The sequence below is a fragment of the Psychrobacillus faecigallinarum genome (assembly GCF_014836595.1).
Lineage (GTDB): Bacteria > Bacillota > Bacilli > Bacillales_A > Planococcaceae > Psychrobacillus > Psychrobacillus faecigallinarum.
In genome coordinates this window covers 773,074-790,631 of the sequence record NZ_JACSQO010000001.1, presented here as the reverse complement: position 1 = coordinate 790,631, position 17,558 = coordinate 773,074, and the positions used below count along the sequence as shown (strand labels likewise).

The window sequence follows — 17,558 nt, the reverse complement described above, 5'->3', positions numbered from 1 at the left end:
TGGTCAAAGAAGTTAATGTGCATCTGTCACGCAATCAACCAAGTAATAAATATTAGTACTTCACTGAACAAGTGTACTATCTATGAAATTAACACAGCTATTTATTTAATTCAAAAAGGTGGATGTGCTTTTATGATAAAGAATAAAGCGATTAATCTATACCGTCAAACTAATATCTATCGTACTTTTATGAAGAAAAACTTAAAATCCTCTGTGAATAAAGGAATTAGTAAGAAAATCAATTTTTCTAGAAAAGGTTTCTTAAGTGAGTCTGCGATAATTTATAATTTTACTAAAAATGATCCGAAAGAGTACTTATCCGATATCCAACGATTAAATACTAGATACTTAAATAGCCCCTATAGTTTTATTTTAGATGAAAAGTTAGTGTTCGAATCCATGTACAAGCAACATATTACTATTCCTAAAAATATTAGTTTAATTGAAAAAGGAAAGTTTTTGTGCTTAGAAAATGAGGAAAAAATTGATTCGGCATTAAAAATTTTAAACTACTTAGATAAACATAATGCCTGTGTTATTAAGCCTATACGCAATGGCGGTGGATATGGGATTTTTGTTTTAAAGAAAATCAAAGAAGAATATTACTTAAATGAAAAACAAGTAGATGAAAAAGAATTAGAAAAAGTAATTTCTAAGTTGCACAATTATGTAGTGAATGAGTTCGTAGGACAAAGTAATTTCAGTAAGGAGTTTTATCCAAAGACTACTAATACTATTAGAATCTTAACTATGATAGACCCAGTCACTAACAAACCTTTTATACCTATAGCTGTTCAAAGAATGGGGAACTTAACATCCATTCCTGCTGATAATTGGACGCAGGGCGGTTTAAGTGCAGCGATTGATCTGAATAGTGGAGAGTTAGGCGAAGGTGTGACATATCCTAAAAACGGAAAACTAGAATGGTATAGTGAACACCCAGAAACTAAGTCTAAAATTAAGGGAAAGATAGTTCCCCATTGGCATGAAATTAAAGAAAGTATATTAAATGCAGCCTCTCTCTATCCATATATTAAATACGTTGGTTGGGATATTGTAATTACAGATGATGGATTTTCTGTACTTGAGGGAAATAATTTTAGTGACGTAAATTTATTACAGGTCCATCGACCATTACTAAGCGATGAAAGAGTATCAAAATTTTATAAATACTATGGAATCATATAGTAATGATTTCCGCTTTCATTTCTTTCCTCAGGATGAATAGTTTAAATTTATTAGAAAGAAAATAAAGACGAGGTCACAGAAATCATAAATTCTGTGGCTTTTTTATATTTAAATGGAAAGTAAGTTTATAAAAACTATTAATTGTATCTAGTACAAGAAAGATGAAAAAGCTTGGTGGGCCATATTGTATATGGTTGGGAACAGTAGATAGCTTAATGCGGTAAAGAGACATTGACAGTCTGGGGATAAAGTAAGGGCTACACGAAGCCGACCACAAAAATTGTGAAGCATTGTTAGTTGAATTGACGAAGATTCTAAGTGAACAATGACTAAGACAAAATTATATCATAGGAAAATCGTTTATAGAAAAAGAAACAGTTATTTTGGTAGTCTAATTAGCTGCTTCAATTAGATTAGTTTTTAGAGTTAAACTCAAACCGTTTTATATAATTACAACCCTCACAAGCCATGCCAAGTTGTTTATTAGTTTCTGGATCGATAAAATAATACTCATCATAGCCACAAATTTCACATTCTTTTATGTGTAGAATTTTTCGAGGCCCAATCTCCTTGTCTAACTTAGAACGAAAGTCTGATAACAATCTTTACACCCCTTCATATAATCTCTTTTATTTCCCTTATAATTCGACAAAAATCTTGTGCATTTAATAATATTTTGTGCATATATTCGACGAAATCATGTCTTTTAACTTTCAATTTTATCTTACAAGAAAATTAATCAGGAAAAATAGAAGTTTTAAAAATATAGATTTCATATTTTGTGATTCTTTTCATAAATAAATTCATGAAATTAACATTTAAATAGATTTTTGTGTTTATGAAGTGGTGAAAATAGGTATAAAAGAAATGGTTCAAAAATATAATGAACATTAAAATTATAATGGGGAGGTACACAGGTGGTCAACAAGAATTTCCCAGAGATAGAAGAGAGGTTGCTAGGGGCTTATGTTGGAGCTAAAAACAGAGAGTATTATTTTAATAAATGGGCGAAGAGTGCTCAAACTTGGAACTGGGCAGCTTTTTTCCTTTCTTTTTTATGGCTAGGCTATCGTAAGATGTATTCCTATATTTTCATGGTGATTGGTATTTTCCTTTTGTACGACCTAATCATTGTTTTTAGTGGATTTGAATTTGGTATGGATAGCACGATAGGCATAACAGTATCTGTTATTTGTGGGCTATTAGGCAATTATTTATATCTAATGCATGCAAACAAGGAAATAAAAAGAGTTACTGAACAGAATTCAGCGAGTATGGAAAATATTCATGCAGAGCTCGAAAAGCGTGGGGGAACTAGCTGGCTAGGGGTGCTAGTAGCTTTTGGAATGATAATTATGTATATCATACTAGCAGCATTTATATATGGAGTTTAATAAAATAATACTTTCGTAAAAACCGATGCAGTTACGTTACTGTACATCGGTTTTGTCGTTTTTAATACATAATGATTAATATTGAAATTTATAGTATCAACTATTAGTAGTAAGTGCTAATATAAATGTTAAAAGTATTATTAGGAGGAAAGAGTTTAATGATATTAGACATTCAAAAAATTAAAGAAGTAATTAGACATCGCTATCCATTTCTTTTAGTGGATAGAATTATGGAATTAGAAGAAGGAAAACGAGCAGTTGGTATAAAAAATATTACTGCTAACGAGAATTTTTTTAACGGACATTTTCCGGACTATCCAGTGATGCCAGGTGTATTAATAGTAGAGGCATTAGCTCAAGTAAGTGCAGTTGTAATGTTAACAAAAGAAGGGAACCAAGGACGATTAGGGCTTTTAGCAGGTATAGATAAATGCCGTTTCAAAAAGCAAGTTAAACCAGGAGACCAACTTAGGCTAGAGATCGAGATTACAAGATTAAAGGGACCTATAGGGAAGTGCAAAGGTATAGCAACAGTCGATGGAGAACTGGTTTGCGAAGCAGAAATAACATTTGCATTCGGTGATTAAAAAATACTAGGGAGAACTTATTCAACTAACGGATGTTTAAAATTTGACCATCGTTTCGATGGTCTATTTTTATGTACAGAACATTAAGTTGATCCCAGATATGCATTGTGAAATGTTACACTTAAACTAACGGTGCAGTTTAGTTGAAGAATTTAACTGTTTTTTTTTTACTTGTTTCAATAGTTTGGAGAGTAGCCTAAAATTGAGTTCTATAGTGGTAAGAAAGAGGTTTATATATGATTTTCAAGAGAACGTTTATTGTAATATTACAGGCAAGGAATCTTTAAGTAATGAATGAAGCAAGTTTAGTATCAGGAGTTTTATTTTTTGTGTGCTTTATTGGGTTAATACTAGTTATTGGTGTTAAAGAATCCAGTCTTCCAAAAGAACATTCCACCATAAGTAGTGCACCTTTTTGGTTGAATTTAATTATAGTAGCTATGTCATATTTGCCGTACCGAGTCTGGAAATTGATAAATGTGATTTTCTTATTATTACTAACTATTTTGTTTGGTTATCTATTTTTAACTACATTGGGAATAAATTAATAAAACTAAATCTTTTTCAACTAATGCGTGCTTTACTTGAAGAACATAGAGATGCTTAGACAACTCTTATTCTTATTGAACTAAAGGTGCAGTTTAGTTGAAGAAATTGTTATAAAGACGTTCAGCAACAGGAGAAAAAATGGAATATAAAGACTTAGCAATACACTTTACAGATGAATTTGAAGAGTACAAGCGTTACTTACAAGAACATATTGAATTTAATGGTGAAATCCTAAATCATGTCTTCTTTGGTGAATGCAGCAATTATTTTAATGAACTCATTGGAAAAGAGAAGGATATACCAAAGATAAAGGAATTATTTGATTATCTTGAACTGATGGCAACTTCAGGAGATGATGAAGTGAAAGAATTACTAAGCGTTACTATTCTTGCACAACTTGGCGACTCTAAAAAACTATTAAAAAATGCTTATAAGTATATGGGTTCAGAGACGAGGAAAGCCTCAAATGAAATTGAAAAATTTTGGGGTAGAAATTGAACTAACAAGTACTTTAGCAAAATATGGCCATTTTTTAGATGGTCTATTTTTATGTCCAAAACATTAAGTTGATCCCATATATGCAATGTGAAATGTTACACTTAAACTAAAGGTGCAGTTTAGTTGAATAAGGAACAGGAAATATTTTTATATAGCGTATTCGATATAATAATGATTAAAATGGGATGACGTATGTTTTATTACTAAGTTTTATTAAGAGTGGGAGATTGTATGAAAACCTATATGAAAATTTTTATGTATTTCTTTGTAATGATAGCTATAATCGGGATGACGAGTATTTATTCTAGTGAATTCAAAGGTCATTTAATACTTTAGATGTTATGGATATTTCAAGAATGATTTTGATATACATAATTAAATTAGTGAGTGGATTACTTCTTATTGATACTTACATGAGATTTAACGAAATATCCAATGTAAAAAAAACATTATTATTAGTAATTGCTATTCCAAGCTCAATGTTTGTTTGTGCATTTCTCACAACCATTGAGCTTTAAAAAAATTTAATGTTCATCAACTAACGAGGTGCTTAGTTAAACAAGTGGCTGCCTGTAAGGGAGCTTTTTCTTATTGAACTCACGGGGCAGGTTAGTTGAATAATGTTGTTTAACTTGTGAGAAAATCTTTTGTTTAAAAAAACAGTTTTAAGAAGGTGAAAGTTCTGGAAAGAAAAGTTGAATTAAAACACTTTTTATTAGGTGGTTATACAATCGGTTTTGTTGCTGGATGTCTAGGGGGCCTTCTATCCACGATCAGCACCACATTTACTCTTAGTTTTTCTTTTGAAAGTATTTTTTGTATTGTTGTGGTTTTACCAATATTTTATTGGGTGTATCGCTATTCAGGAATGGTTTTCAATGACGAAACAATGAAAATGAAGTTGTTATACTTTTTTATTTCAATGTTAGGTTTATTTTTTGGATTATTCTTTTCTGAATTACTTTTAAGTTAATAAATAATCTCTCAACGTAGAGGGTTATGAAAATTAAGTACGAGCCAGCTTCAATAACCTTTGATTTTTCAATCGGACGATTATTTTAAGAAACGTCTCTGTTCTTCTTCAACTAACGGGTGCTAGACTTGTAGAGCATTGATGCTTAGACAGCTCTTATTCTTATTGAACTAAAGGTGCAGGTTAATTCAATAAATTAAAGGAAGGTGAAGAAATGAAACGAGGAATCAGTTTTGAAATTCCCAATGAATACGGAAGGTTTCTTTGGGAGGTATTAACTCCCTTTGAAATTACTAAATTCATTTGGCTAAGTGGAGGCGAGGAATCATATTTAGTTGAGGATGATGAATTAGGAAAACCACTATTCGCAGACGAGGTAAACTGGATAGAGGGCTTATCCCTTAAAGAACTTTTAGAAGATAATAGATATTATCTCATTTTTGTGGACTTAAAAGCCTACTCAAAAGAGAAAAATCCATCAGTAATTGAGACGTATAGAGATTTTTTAAATAGTGATTGTGAACTCGTATTATTAGTTGTTGATTCTGTTTATGTCACGATTTATTGTAAGGACAATGAAAAACTTGAAAGATTTTATGATAATGCAAAGATAAAAAGGTTTGAAAACCTCCAATACATTACTGATAAAAATGACACAAGAATAAAGCTATCAAATTGGTAACAGTGATTTATAACTATGCCTTCTTATTCCACTAACGAGGTGCTTTAGCAAAATATGGTCATCTTTTCGATGGTCTATTTTTATGTCCAAAACATTAAGTTGATCTCAGATATACATTGTGAGATGGTACACTAAATTAACGTCGCAGGTTAGTTGAAGATCATAATGTTTTCAACTTATCAAAATTGGGGGGCTCTATAATGAGATATAATATTAAAGGAATATGTAAAATTTATCATAAGAAGAGGGGTGGGGCTGGATTTCAATCGAAGGGGAGGATGACGTATGGGTACATTTCAGTAGTATTCAATTGGATGGGTTTAAATCACTTACCAAAGGTGAGGCAGTATTGTTTGACCTTGAAGAAAACTCAAATTTAAAAGAACAATCACGTCGAGCTGTAAATGTTAAGAAACTAGTAAATAAGTTCAACTAATGGGTGCTTACTTCAAGAAAAGAGAAAAATCTTTTTCTCAAACCAAAGCGGAAGGGTAGAAATATTTACAACTTCCGAAACATCTATTTTGACTATATCTGAAATGTTTTTAATTTTAATCAATAATAATCGATTATGATTTTAAATTACTTGGTCCCTTATTAAGCTAACGGGTGCTTTAATTCAAGAAGGAGTAAAGCCTTTTCTCTTATTGAACTAACGCAGCAGTTTAGTTGAACAAAAAATTAGGGAAAAGTAAAACATATATTAGAACGGGTGTGGGTTAATTATGTCTGAATACATTATCCATTTAAATAACGATTTTGATAAAGAAGAAGCTTTTGAAATAACAGGAGACAACATTGGATTAGTAACCGTTATGGATAGTAGCGGAAATGATATAACAACGAATTGTAGAGTACAAATTACTCTAAGTAAGAATGCATTACTCGGATTAGGTACTGAGTTAATTCGTTTAGCACACGATTATGGTGATGGAAAGCACTTCCATATAGAACCGATAAATAAAGAATATGTAGTCCAGTCTAAAGGGATTATGCTTCACCCAGAGAGTTGTGAACTTATATTGGGTTGTGGAGATTTCGATTCATATACTGAATATACAAAAGAAGAGGTTTAGTTGAGATTGTGAAGCAATGTACTTAAACTAACGGGGGCTTTACTTCCAGAGGAGTAAAGCCTTTTTCTTGTTGTATTAAAGCATCAGTCTAGTTTAAGAAGGAGTTCTGAAAACGATTGGTGAAATAACCAATATGTATATTCAGGAGGAGATTATTTTGAATGGGGTGAGTCAAATAATTATCAGAAAACTTGTTTCAGCAGTAATGGCTTGTGTATTGGTTATGTTCATCTATTTCATAGAAGAACAGACTGGTTTTGTATTCATAATAGGTATTTATCTATTTCCTATTCTTTTGATTTATGGAGTACCAGTATCTATTCTCTCCGATTTTGTTACAAAAAAACTAAGAGGATTCTTTAGAGATAGTATTGCGTTATTCATCCACTTATTTCTAGCCGCATTGTTTGTTATGATTCCAATCTTATTTTCAGAATGGGAAAGGGAATTGTTGATTTCTGACACTAGTAATTTATTTGATAACTTTTTCTTCATTACTTCTCTGCTATCTTCATTTCTTTTCTACTGTTTAGATGAGTTTCTTAGGTCTCAATTAGCTAAATATTTGCATCAGAAGATACTATTGTCTAAAAGAGCTAAAGCTCTGTGTGAAAAAATTGGTGATATGAGAATTTAGGGAAATGTATTAGCTTATTTAACTAACGGGTGCTTTAGCAAACTATGGCCAACATTTCGATGGCCTATTTTATGTCCAAAACATTAAGTTGTTCTCAGATATGTATTGTGAAATGTTACACTTCAACTAAGCAGCAGATTAGTTGAAGTAGAATTTGGAAAGTAAAAGGGTTTTAAATGTGTTTATTGAACTAATATTGATGATTTATTAAAAAGGGGGAGAGTATTTTGGGTTCAAGAATAATGCACTCGATTATTGGGGAAAAAATTGCGGAGGGTTTATCGATGGAAGACAAAACATCATTTTTGCTTGGAAGCATTGCTCCAGATGCAGTTTTTTCACACGAAGAAAAGAACTTTTCACATTTCTTTATAGGTGAAGTGCAAGATTATTCAAGAAGCGTTGATTATAAAGGTTTTATCCATAAATACAATTCGCAATTAGAAAATCCTTATATATTGGGGTACTTTGCACATTTAATTGCTGATGATATTTGGTTAAGAGGTTTTAATCTTTCTTGGTTAAGAAACAGAATGAATGCTGATGAAGGATTATATAAGTTATACCATAATGATTTCCGATTGCTAAATGGAAAGTTACTAGAGCACTATGGTTTTACAAATAAATTGAGAAAAATATTTAGTCAGTATCCTGCAATTATAGATTTGGATGAGGTTTCTTCCAAAGATGTTGAGAAATTTGCTTCTTATGTGTTAGAGGATATGAATTACGACAAGGAAGTTCTAAATGAAAAACTTAATGTTTTTACTTTTAATCAAATAATTGGCTATATAGAGACATCAATTGAACTGGGTATAATGAATATAAAACCAATTATTACAAAATAAATCTTCAACAAATGGGTGCTTTAGCAAAATATGATCATCATTTTGGTGGTCTATTTTTATGTCCAATACATTAAGGTAATCTCAGATATGCATTGTGAAATGTTACACTTAAATTAACGCAGCAGGTTAGTTGAACAAGGAAATCTGATAAAATAAGGATTCATTTATAAAAAAATCTAAGCTATATGACTGATTAGCAACCAGTCGTGATTATTATGATTATTGAAATCGACAGTTTTTTTCAACAAGTTCTACTTACGGGTAAAAAGTGTTCAAAACAGCAACTAAAGCTAAAGTACCTCAAAGCTAAAGAATTAGCATTAGAGACAAGTAATAGTAATCTTACAAATGTCTTTTGCAGTCTTCACAATTTTGAACAAATACCTTATTCCAACCATATTAAAGTTGATTTTGTAATTGATACTGATACAGATAGGATATATTCACCCTCTTATTAAGCTAACGGGTAGCTTTACTTCAAGAAGGAGTAAAGCCTTGTTCTTATTCAACTAAAGTAGCAGTTTAGTTGAATAAGAACAAATAAAGGATTTTATTATTTAACGTTGAATTATCTAAATTAATCAAGTGCATTTTCATCGTTATAATGTTACTTTTTGAAATTAAATTAGGGGGTTATTAAATGCAGTTTCATATCAGAGTACGAGCAGGTGCAATTATCATAGAAAATAATAATATATTATTAACAGTATATAATGACCCGATAAGAGGTATCGTCTATGATTTACCTGCAGGTGGAACAGAACCAAATGAATCTATTACTGATGCAGTTAAAAGAGAAGCCAAAGAAGAAGCATGTATAGATGTAGAAGTAGGCCCTTTAGCATTTGTTTATGAATATACACCACATCTTAATCTTGAAAAGTTTGGAAAAACACATACATTAGTTATGATGTTTGAATGCAAAATAATAAACCACACGACTCCAAAATTCCCCAAAAATCCGGACTCGAATCAAATAGATGTTAAATGGCTACCTATAGCAGAGTTACAAAATGTTGAAATGTATGCTAATATCGGTTCTTATTTACAGAGTTACACCACTAACGGTAGAAACATTGAACTAATCGAAGAACATAAACTAAATCAAGCTGTTAGGTGAAATTTTGAGGAATTAAATATGACCATCTTTCGATGGTCTATTTTTATACCCAAAACATTAAGTTGATCCCAGATATGCGTTGTGGAATGTTTGATTTTGGGGATGCAATTACAGGACTTGTTGAACTACCAATACAAATCGAACTCGTTGGATGGACATCACTAGAAGGAACTTACCATTTGATGCAAATAGAATGTAAGAATGCCTAAGTGATTACAATGAAGAGGGTTATATTGTAAAATGTGATTTCTTATTCATCTAGCGGTGCAGTTTATTGTACCAAGGATTATAGTCAGATTTACAAAGCTAAGTAAAGAAATCTTATCAAACAATGCTTTGGGAAACTTTTAAAACAACTAAACTATTCTTCCATTTTTCGAAACTTTCAGTTCATTGTATTCGTAAAGATAAACGAATGGATTATTTTTGAATGCTGAGATTGGAGGATACATATGTCAAAATTAGACTTAAATAAATTTGGGGCACATTTTATCAATGAAGAGTTTGAATTACTTTATAAAACTACATCAAAAGATTTTCAAAATCTTCTTGGGTTAAATGAATTTCAAAATATATGCCATTCTTATAAACAAGGTATACAAAAATTAGAGAAGTTTTCCGAAAAGGAATGGTTTGGTACAACTCAAGTTATTTGGATAGACCAAAATAAAGAAAAAGCGATTCAGTTAGCATATGATCCTAGGCAAGTAATTACAGGATTTTATTTGAAACCTTTTATCACTTACGACTCTGACAAAAGACGGACAAAAAACCAATATCGAATGCCAATCCGTGATGAGTGGTTCGTATTTTGGGGCGGTACAAATGAGTTTGATAATTATCATTATGCGTATGAAAACCAACGCTATGCTTACGATTTAGTACGTGTAATAAACGGGGTAACATATGAGGGTACAAATTTAATCAATGAAAATTATTTTGCTTTCGGCAAAGATATTGTTGCACCGTTGAATGGGAAAGTTGTAGAAGTAGTAGATGGTATTAAAGATAATGTACCTGGTAAAATGAACGAGCAATATCCAACCGGCAACTATATAGTAATTGAACATTCAAATAAGGAAAATAGTATGATTGCACATTTTAAAAACGGCTCGATTTTAGTAAAGGAAGGCGAACATGTTAAAGAAGGCCAACTATTAGGGCTATGTGGGAATTCAGGCAATTCGTCAGAGGCACATATCCATTTTCAAGTAATGGATCGCCCACAATTTGAAAAAGCTAAATCAATTCGCATCCAGTTCCAAAATCATCTTGAACCAGTACAGGGAGATACAGTGACGTCATGGCCTTTGGATGACAATAAGATGGATACTTTTGATAAAATAGAAAATTCATTAACCTTTACAGATATAGTACTAACGATTCCAAAAATCATTGGACAGTATTTTAAGGGATAAAGAAAAAATTTATAAAGCATGCAAAACAAATTCAAAAAATGTTCCCAAATAAAGTTTGGAATTAAATATAACCTCTTAGAATTTTGACTTAACAGCGTTGTAGGAGATTTCTCTTTGTTTAACTTTAAACAGCTTTTTATTAAGTCGTTTAATGATGGATACCACAAGACTTTTTTATTGTTCACCCTCAGAGTTGTGAACTTATATTGGATTGTGAAGATTTCGACTCATATACAGAATGTACAAAAGAAGAGGTTTAGGTTAGATTGTGAAATATTGTACTTAAACTAACGGGTGCTTTAGCAAAATATGGCCATCATTCGATGGTCTATCTTTATGTCCAAAATATTAAGTTGATCTCAGATATACATTGTGAAATGTTACACTTAAACTAAAGCAGCAGTTTAGTTGAAGAAGAAATTCTGTTTTTAAGGAGGGTTCTCGTCGCTTATGAGTATCACTATTGAGCAAGTAGATTATGAGAGAAAATTTGTTTTAAGACATCTGATAGAATTGTACAATTATGATTTTAGTGAATTTACGAATGATGATGTAAATGAGATTGGTTTATATGACTATAAGTATTTAGATAATTATTGGAATGAGCCAAACAGATATCCATTCTTTATTAAAGTTAATAGTAAATATGCTGGATTTGCTTTAATAAGAAAGATTAAGAATGATAGCAGCAATGATGTTTATAATTCGATGGCTGAATTTTTTGTTATGAAAAAGTACAGAAAAATGGGTGTAGGGAGAATAGCTGCTATAAATTTATTTGAAAAATATAAAGAAAAGTGGGAAGTATCTGTTATTAAAGAAAACAAAGATGCTCAAATATTTTGGAAAAAAGTAATCTGTAAATATTCAAATGGTAATTATATAGAAAACAAAAATGAAGATGGAGACACTATATTTTCATTCAAAATTACTGATTAGTATCTTCACCTAACGGGTGCTTCGTATTATAAGGTTAACCAGTTTTTACTGGTTGACCTTATTTTTATAGGATTTAATATATCAGTAGCCAGGGTAGGACGTACGGGTGCGTGGGACAATGATCCCGTCGGCTAAACTGTCCACCCCCTACTTGTAGAAACATGTTTGAGGCTGGTTGGGACATAGATCTCGTATAACAAGCGAAGCTATGACACTATAAGGAGGAACAGGGGTACTGGTGAGTTAGTCAGAGGAGGAAGTTGAATGAACCCAGTAGTTGGTCTGGATGTGGCAAAAGGAGAGAGCCAAGTTCAGGCATTTTTAGATAAATCGAAGCCGTTTGGAAAGAGTTATTCTATGAAGCATACACGAGAGGATTTAGACCGTTTTATAGGCTTCTTACATGAGATCGAAGTGATGACCGGGCAAATGCCTAAAGTCATTCTAGAATCTACAGGCCATTACCACTCTCCTGTTATTCAATGCTTGGAGGAGAACGAGGTTTTATATATCTTGCTTAACCCTATTATTTCTTATCAAGCGAAGAGATCTAGTTTAAGAAAGGTAAAAACAGACGCAATTGATGCGTATCAGTTGTGTATGCTTTATTACAAAGAAGATTTTGAACCTCATAAAAAAAGAGGGATTCAACTCTTAAATCTTAGAAATCTATCGAGACAACAGGAGATTGTGACGAATATGTATGTGGAGGCTAAGCTACAGTTTCACACTATTCTAGATCAAGTGTTTCCTGAATACCGCAAGGTTTTTGGTGATCTTTATTCAAAGGTTTCTTTATTGATGTTAAAGAAATATCCCACTTCAGAAGATGTAATAACGGCTGGAGAAAGTAAGGTAGCAGAGTGTGTGATGGAGTTTTGTCCAAGACGTTCTAGTCAATGGGCATTGGAAAAGGCAAAAAAACTAATGGATTCTGCCTATCGAAATCCATTTCAAAAAGTGGTGTATCATAGTCACTTGATCAATCTTCAAATGTATATTGAAATGCTTTTTCAGTACCAAGGGCACCTTTCGGAGTTGGAAATTCGTATAGTGACCTTGGCAAATGAATTAGAAGATTACAAGATTGTCCAATCGATTCCAGGAATCGGAGAAAAGATCGCTGCCACGATAATCTCTGAGATCGGAGAAATCGAACGGTTTAATCATCCGAAAAAACTAGTTGCCTTTGCAGGAGTAGATCCCAGTGTTCACTCATCAGGAAAGTTTACTGCCACAACCAATCGTATTACAAAACGAGGTTCAAGTAGATTACGCCATGCTTTGTATCTTGCCGTATTGTGTGGTATCAGAAGTTCAAGAAACAACAAGCGGAAAGAATTCTATGATAAGAAGAAATCAGAGGGAAAGCCTGCAAAAGTGGCGATAGTAGCCTGTATTAACAAACTGCTTCATTGGATTTATGCTTTATTAAATAGCAAAGAAACTTTCCAAGATATAGCGTAATTACTGGTTACAAGTAATTAAGAGAAAACCTTCCAAAAGGTTTTTGGAGGGCTATTTGTCATGCATAAAATAGTATATCATAAGATTAATAATAATTTTAGAGAAAAATATTGACATCCTATTAGCTGGTTTAGTAAAATGTGGCCATCATTTCGATGGTCTATTTTTATGTGCAATATATTAAGTTGATCTCAGAATATGCATTGTGAAATGTTACACTTAAACTAACGCAGCAGGTTAGTTTAATAAGGTGAAAAACAGGTACAATAACACCATTGATGGAATTGAGGTAATAATTTTGTGGGAAGCAGTTATAGTTGGATTATTTGGGATTGGCTTCTTTGTTTTAGGTTTTAGACACAACAAGAAAATCCATAAAGAAGAGGGCACAGGCACTGGGATAAATGAATCATTAATACTTTCATTCATTGTTGAAGGGTTATTTTGGATATTTGATAAACTTCCATACTGGGTCGCTAAAACTTTATATTTTATATTATCTATTGTTTTATTTGTTTGGAGTTATATTTTATTTAGAGATTCATATTAAATTAACGGGTGCTTTACTTCAAGAAGGAGTAAAGCCTTTTTTCTTATTGAGAAGAGAATCCTTTAAAATGATTGTAGGTTTCAAAAGTTAGAATATACTGTAAATAAAGGAGAGATAAATATGATTTGGTTAATAGTTTTTATTATTCTTTTTATTATTATCACCTTTGCTGTATTAGTTGACAGGAGAAATAAGAAAATTAATAACAATAATCAAAATCCAATTAATTCAAATGCAAAACCAGGAGAAAGATCTAACTATATGATGGGAGATAATAAATATACAAATGGGGAATAATTCGCTTAATTTATAGAGTTTGTGAAGTGGTGTACTTAAACTAACAGGTGTTTTACTTCAAGAAGGAGTAAAGCCTTTTCTCCTATTAAACTAAAGGACAGTTAGTTTAAAAATCTATAAAGTAATTGTAGTTTCAAGTCATTAGAATATACAGTCAATAAAGAGGTGGTTAATAATTCTTATTATACTTTTTATTATTATCGCATTTGCTTTCCTAGTCGACAGGAGAAATAAGAAAATTAATAACAATAATCAGAATCCAATTAATTCAAATGCAAAACCAGGAGAAAGTTCTAACCATATGATGGGAGATAATAGATATACAAATGGTGAATGACTCCCTTAATTTACTGAGTATGTGAAGTGGTGTACTTAAACTAACGGGTGCTTTAGAAGAGTTATAAAGCATATCAAATGAGGAGGTTGGAAATGAAAAAAAATACTAGGTTTTTCGAAGAATATAACATTAGTAGCGTAATTATTTTTTATGGAATTGTTTTGCTTTACACCTTGTGGATTGGTATAGAGATAGATGTAAAAAAAATATTTACAATTCTAGTTTTCACAATTATTTTTTGGTTAGCAAATAGTTTGCAATCATCCAAATCACCCCAAAAGTAATTTATTTTTGCAATATTATATATATTTTTGAAATAAACAAGCGGCTGCCTGTAATGGTAGCTTTTTCTTATTGAACTAACGAAGCAGTTTAGTTGAATAAGGATTTATGTCGATTGTCATTAGAAAAGGAGAAAAATCATATGTTTGACATAATCTATGCATTAATTGGGCTAATCATTTGCACCTCTATAGTAATCTTTTTTGTGAAAAAAAAACGGGGGCATAAAGATTTTTATTTTAGTGTTATTACAGTAACCTTTTTTGGAATCCTATGTTTGTTTCTTATAATTTGGAATACAGTGGATTATATTGCCATTAAAAATAAGGACTTTCAAACAGTGAGTGGTCAATGTGTCGTAACAGAATTTGAATCAACGGGTAGAACAACTAACCATCAACTTCACGTAGAAATTAATGGTCTTGTTGTTTTTGGAGAGTTTGATGATTTTAGTGATGTTAGACGAGGGACCTATCCTTGCACTGTAAAATATATCGAGAAAACTCGTACACTGTTTAGTATCAAGCCAAATTCCACTAACAAGTAAATTTGGATAAAAATTGATGTGAATTGAATAATATAAAAAAAGTCTTAGTGAACATTTCGCCCATTACTTGAATTAGATGAAAAGGTGCTTGTTCAACTAACGGGTGCTTTAGAAAACAGGGCTATCAGGTAAGACAGCCTTTATCCACAAATGAAGGAAAAAAGTGTTGCAAGCAGCACTTTTTATCTTTAAAATTTTCTTCCTTTGTCGCCAAACCAGTAGATAGAACCCATGATAAAACAGAAAACAAAGAATATCAAGGCGAAAAATGCCATAACGACAAGACCCAAACTCATACCTCCTTTTCTCAGCAATCGTTATTAGTATTATATTTCATCTTTCGGAATTATATTTAAATTATGTTAACCGTGATTAAGAAGGGGAAAAGGAAGTTTGTGAAATAATGTACTTAAACTAACGAGTGCTTTACTTCAAGAAGGAGTAAAGCCCTTTTTTAGGAGTATAATGGTTTCTTGAATTACATATCAGAAAATAACTATGGCAAACGAGAAGATGTACTATCGACTTTAAAATATACACCCATAAAAAATGAGTTACCATCATATCTTGTAACATTTGATTGCGGAAAAACTGTTTGTGCTAGTGCGTATCTTACTTTAGATCAAAAGAGTACAATGGCTCCTTTAGGAGAAGGTATTCTTACAAGTGAACTAATCTATTCTCCAAATCAAGAAAATGTCATGTTTTTACTTTCAAATAGCGAAAAGACAAAACAACGAATTGTTGTCATTAATTTTGAATTTCGAGGCGAATCTAGAATTCCATCTTTACATCATGAATATTTTAGTAATTATAATTGGCCCATTACGAATGTTCATTGGCTTACTGACAATAAAATTAAAGTGACAGTTGCAGATTTAGAGGAATCGACAGACGTAATCATAAAAGAATGGGAACAAGACATAAATAGACCTACTAAGACTATTGAAGTGCCATTACCATAAATAAATTAATTATTAAAAAATCGTCTATATTTCGGTGTGTTGGACTAAACAATTGATTAATGGTGGCTTTGGAGATATTGTGAAGGTTTGTACTTAAAGTAACGGTGTGCTTTAGTAAAAAGGAAATCAAATTAAAATGAGCTTGGAGAAAATATCCCAGCTCATTTTTTGTGTCTTAAATCAACCTTTGCCTTTAACGTAGCTATATTAATTTAACTGAAGATGTCCTCTTTTATTTCTGAGATTATATACAGTTTTCACCTGAATAAAGAATTTTAGTTGTTTTGAGCGAAGGCGGCGAATCCTAGGGGACAAGCGCGTAGGAGATACTACAGGCTCGCTCCGTGTCCCCAGAAAAGCGTTCACTGTAGCGGAGAACACAGCCTCTTGAATTTCTAAGAAAGGTTTTGTCCTAGCCTTTCAACTTCATAAAATGTTCATACAAGGATTCTAAGCGTCTCTTAAAATAGCTAATCAGTGAGGTGCAAAGAACCCCGGGCACCTATATTCGTCCTTCTAACACCAAACAATAATTTTATACGGCGTGGTTTGGGCAGGAATGCTTCGGGTGGTGGGGCCATAGATTACAATTAGATTTCGGTTTGCTGGACTTTTTGTAAAAGCTTGCCCGTTTGTCAAAATTATGGGGGTATACGGTGAAATATTTAAGCTCAATTGACCATCGCTACTAACAAACTGGCTGTTAAAGAAGTCAACTTTTACAAATTGATTTGGATTATTTTTTACTATAACAAGTGCCTGATATTGTGGTGGAAAGATTAAAGGAACAGGTGCATTTCCATCATAGTATCCAGTAACCCAATCTCCAACCCCTACCATTTCTTGGTCTACAAAATAAGTAGAGGGTGATACTACAAAATTTACTAAAGCCCCGTTACCGTTGTCTACTGACATTAACGTATAACAACCATCTTCTCCATTTAACCCTGTTGCAAAATCACTTATCATAGTAACAATCCCATGAAAAGATTGGAAACTCACCATACTTTATCCCTCCAACGCTATTTAAGCATTTCCTTATACATGTTATGCATTTCTAAGACTTTGTGTTATCCGTCCTCAGTTATGGAAAGCGTTTTCTAAAAGTATTAAGAAAATTCTTGATTTTATATCAATCTAGTTTTATAATTCAAATTGAAAGCGGTTTCACCTTCTAATAATCGCTCTTTTTCATCAAGTTTAG

The 17,558-nt window shown here is 32.0% G+C and carries 21 protein-coding genes; 20 read left to right on the top strand and 1 reads right to left on the bottom strand.

The window, feature by feature from the left end; translation table 11 throughout:
• Positions 1-132 precede the first annotated feature (132 nt).
• The 20 genes from H9650_RS03860 to H9650_RS03770 all read left to right on the top strand — a co-directional run bounded on the left by H9650_RS03860 (position 133) and on the right by H9650_RS03770 (position 16,354).
• On the top strand, positions 133-1,188 hold the full coding sequence (locus H9650_RS03860; RefSeq protein WP_191696610.1) for a sugar-transfer associated ATP-grasp domain-containing protein: 1,056 nt from the start codon (positions 133-135) through the stop codon (positions 1,186-1,188).
• A gap of 917 nt (positions 1,189-2,105) precedes the next feature.
• The gene (locus H9650_RS03855; protein ID WP_191696609.1) at positions 2,106-2,582 is read left to right on the top strand and encodes a DUF2628 domain-containing protein; all 477 of its coding nucleotides are present in this window, start codon (positions 2,106-2,108) and stop codon (positions 2,580-2,582) included.
• A gap of 161 nt (positions 2,583-2,743) precedes the next feature.
• On the top strand, positions 2,744-3,169 hold the full coding sequence (gene fabZ / locus H9650_RS03850) for a 3-hydroxyacyl-ACP dehydratase FabZ (RefSeq protein ID WP_144540566.1): 426 nt from the start codon (positions 2,744-2,746) through the stop codon (positions 3,167-3,169).
• A 290-nt stretch (positions 3,170-3,459) separates the two neighbouring features.
• Positions 3,460-3,717, top strand: coding sequence for a hypothetical protein (locus tag H9650_RS03845; RefSeq protein ID WP_191696608.1), 258 nt, complete (start codon positions 3,460-3,462; stop codon positions 3,715-3,717).
• 139 nt (positions 3,718-3,856) lie between these two features.
• Complete coding sequence (locus H9650_RS03840; protein WP_144540339.1) at positions 3,857-4,216, top strand: DUF7674 family protein; 360 nt, start codon at positions 3,857-3,859, stop codon at positions 4,214-4,216.
• 1,187 nt (positions 4,217-5,403) lie between these two features.
• On the top strand, positions 5,404-5,871 hold the full coding sequence (locus H9650_RS03835; protein WP_144542059.1) for a DUF2691 family protein: 468 nt from the start codon (positions 5,404-5,406) through the stop codon (positions 5,869-5,871).
• 259 nt (positions 5,872-6,130) lie between these two features.
• Positions 6,131-6,307 carry a cold shock domain-containing protein gene (locus H9650_RS03830; RefSeq protein ID WP_191696705.1) on the top strand — a complete coding sequence of 59 codons (177 nt, stop codon included), beginning with the start codon at positions 6,131-6,133 and terminating at the stop codon, positions 6,305-6,307.
• 289 nt (positions 6,308-6,596) lie between these two features.
• Positions 6,597-6,947 carry an Imm32 family immunity protein gene (locus H9650_RS03825; RefSeq protein ID WP_191696607.1) on the top strand — a complete coding sequence of 117 codons (351 nt, stop codon included), beginning with the start codon at positions 6,597-6,599 and terminating at the stop codon, positions 6,945-6,947.
• 157 nt (positions 6,948-7,104) lie between these two features.
• Positions 7,105-7,584 carry a hypothetical protein gene (locus H9650_RS03820; RefSeq protein WP_191696606.1) on the top strand — a complete coding sequence of 160 codons (480 nt, stop codon included), beginning with the start codon at positions 7,105-7,107 and terminating at the stop codon, positions 7,582-7,584.
• Positions 7,585-7,811: 227 nt separating this feature from the next.
• Positions 7,812-8,432 (top strand): zinc dependent phospholipase C family protein, encoded by a 621-nt coding sequence (locus H9650_RS03815; RefSeq protein WP_191696605.1) that lies wholly within the window; start codon positions 7,812-7,814, stop codon positions 8,430-8,432.
• A gap of 640 nt (positions 8,433-9,072) precedes the next feature.
• Positions 9,073-9,552 carry an NUDIX domain-containing protein gene (locus tag H9650_RS03810; protein ID WP_144542056.1) on the top strand — a complete coding sequence of 160 codons (480 nt, stop codon included), beginning with the start codon at positions 9,073-9,075 and terminating at the stop codon, positions 9,550-9,552.
• Positions 9,553-9,626: 74 nt separating this feature from the next.
• Positions 9,627-9,761 (top strand): hypothetical protein, encoded by a 135-nt coding sequence (locus H9650_RS20620; protein WP_263619324.1) that lies wholly within the window; start codon positions 9,627-9,629, stop codon positions 9,759-9,761.
• A gap of 243 nt (positions 9,762-10,004) precedes the next feature.
• Positions 10,005-10,970: a M23 family metallopeptidase gene (locus H9650_RS03805; RefSeq protein WP_191696604.1), complete on the top strand. Its 966-nt coding sequence runs from the start codon at positions 10,005-10,007 to the stop codon at positions 10,968-10,970.
• A 450-nt stretch (positions 10,971-11,420) separates the two neighbouring features.
• Positions 11,421-11,909, top strand: coding sequence for a GNAT family N-acetyltransferase (locus tag H9650_RS03800; protein WP_191696603.1), 489 nt, complete (start codon positions 11,421-11,423; stop codon positions 11,907-11,909).
• 264 nt (positions 11,910-12,173) lie between these two features.
• The gene (locus tag H9650_RS03795) at positions 12,174-13,376 is read left to right on the top strand and encodes an IS110 family RNA-guided transposase (RefSeq protein WP_191696602.1); all 1,203 of its coding nucleotides are present in this window, start codon (positions 12,174-12,176) and stop codon (positions 13,374-13,376) included.
• 250 nt (positions 13,377-13,626) lie between these two features.
• The gene (locus H9650_RS03790) at positions 13,627-13,926 is read left to right on the top strand and encodes a hypothetical protein (RefSeq protein ID WP_191696601.1); all 300 of its coding nucleotides are present in this window, start codon (positions 13,627-13,629) and stop codon (positions 13,924-13,926) included.
• Positions 13,927-14,046: 120 nt separating this feature from the next.
• On the top strand, positions 14,047-14,223 hold the full coding sequence (locus H9650_RS03785) for a hypothetical protein (protein ID WP_191696600.1): 177 nt from the start codon (positions 14,047-14,049) through the stop codon (positions 14,221-14,223).
• A 429-nt stretch (positions 14,224-14,652) separates the two neighbouring features.
• Positions 14,653-14,844 (top strand): hypothetical protein, encoded by a 192-nt coding sequence (locus H9650_RS03780; RefSeq protein WP_144541839.1) that lies wholly within the window; start codon positions 14,653-14,655, stop codon positions 14,842-14,844.
• 140 nt (positions 14,845-14,984) lie between these two features.
• On the top strand, positions 14,985-15,389 hold the full coding sequence (locus tag H9650_RS03775; protein ID WP_191696599.1) for a hypothetical protein: 405 nt from the start codon (positions 14,985-14,987) through the stop codon (positions 15,387-15,389).
• A 473-nt stretch (positions 15,390-15,862) separates the two neighbouring features.
• Positions 15,863-16,354: a hypothetical protein gene (locus H9650_RS03770; protein ID WP_191696598.1), complete on the top strand. Its 492-nt coding sequence runs from the start codon at positions 15,863-15,865 to the stop codon at positions 16,352-16,354.
• Between the two features lie 516 nt (positions 16,355-16,870).
• Here the strand turns inward: H9650_RS03770 and H9650_RS03765 are convergent.
• Positions 16,871-17,359: a hypothetical protein gene (locus H9650_RS03765; protein ID WP_144537252.1), complete on the bottom strand. Its 489-nt coding sequence runs from the start codon at positions 17,357-17,359 to the stop codon at positions 16,871-16,873.
• Between the last annotated feature and the right edge of the window lie 199 nt (positions 17,360-17,558).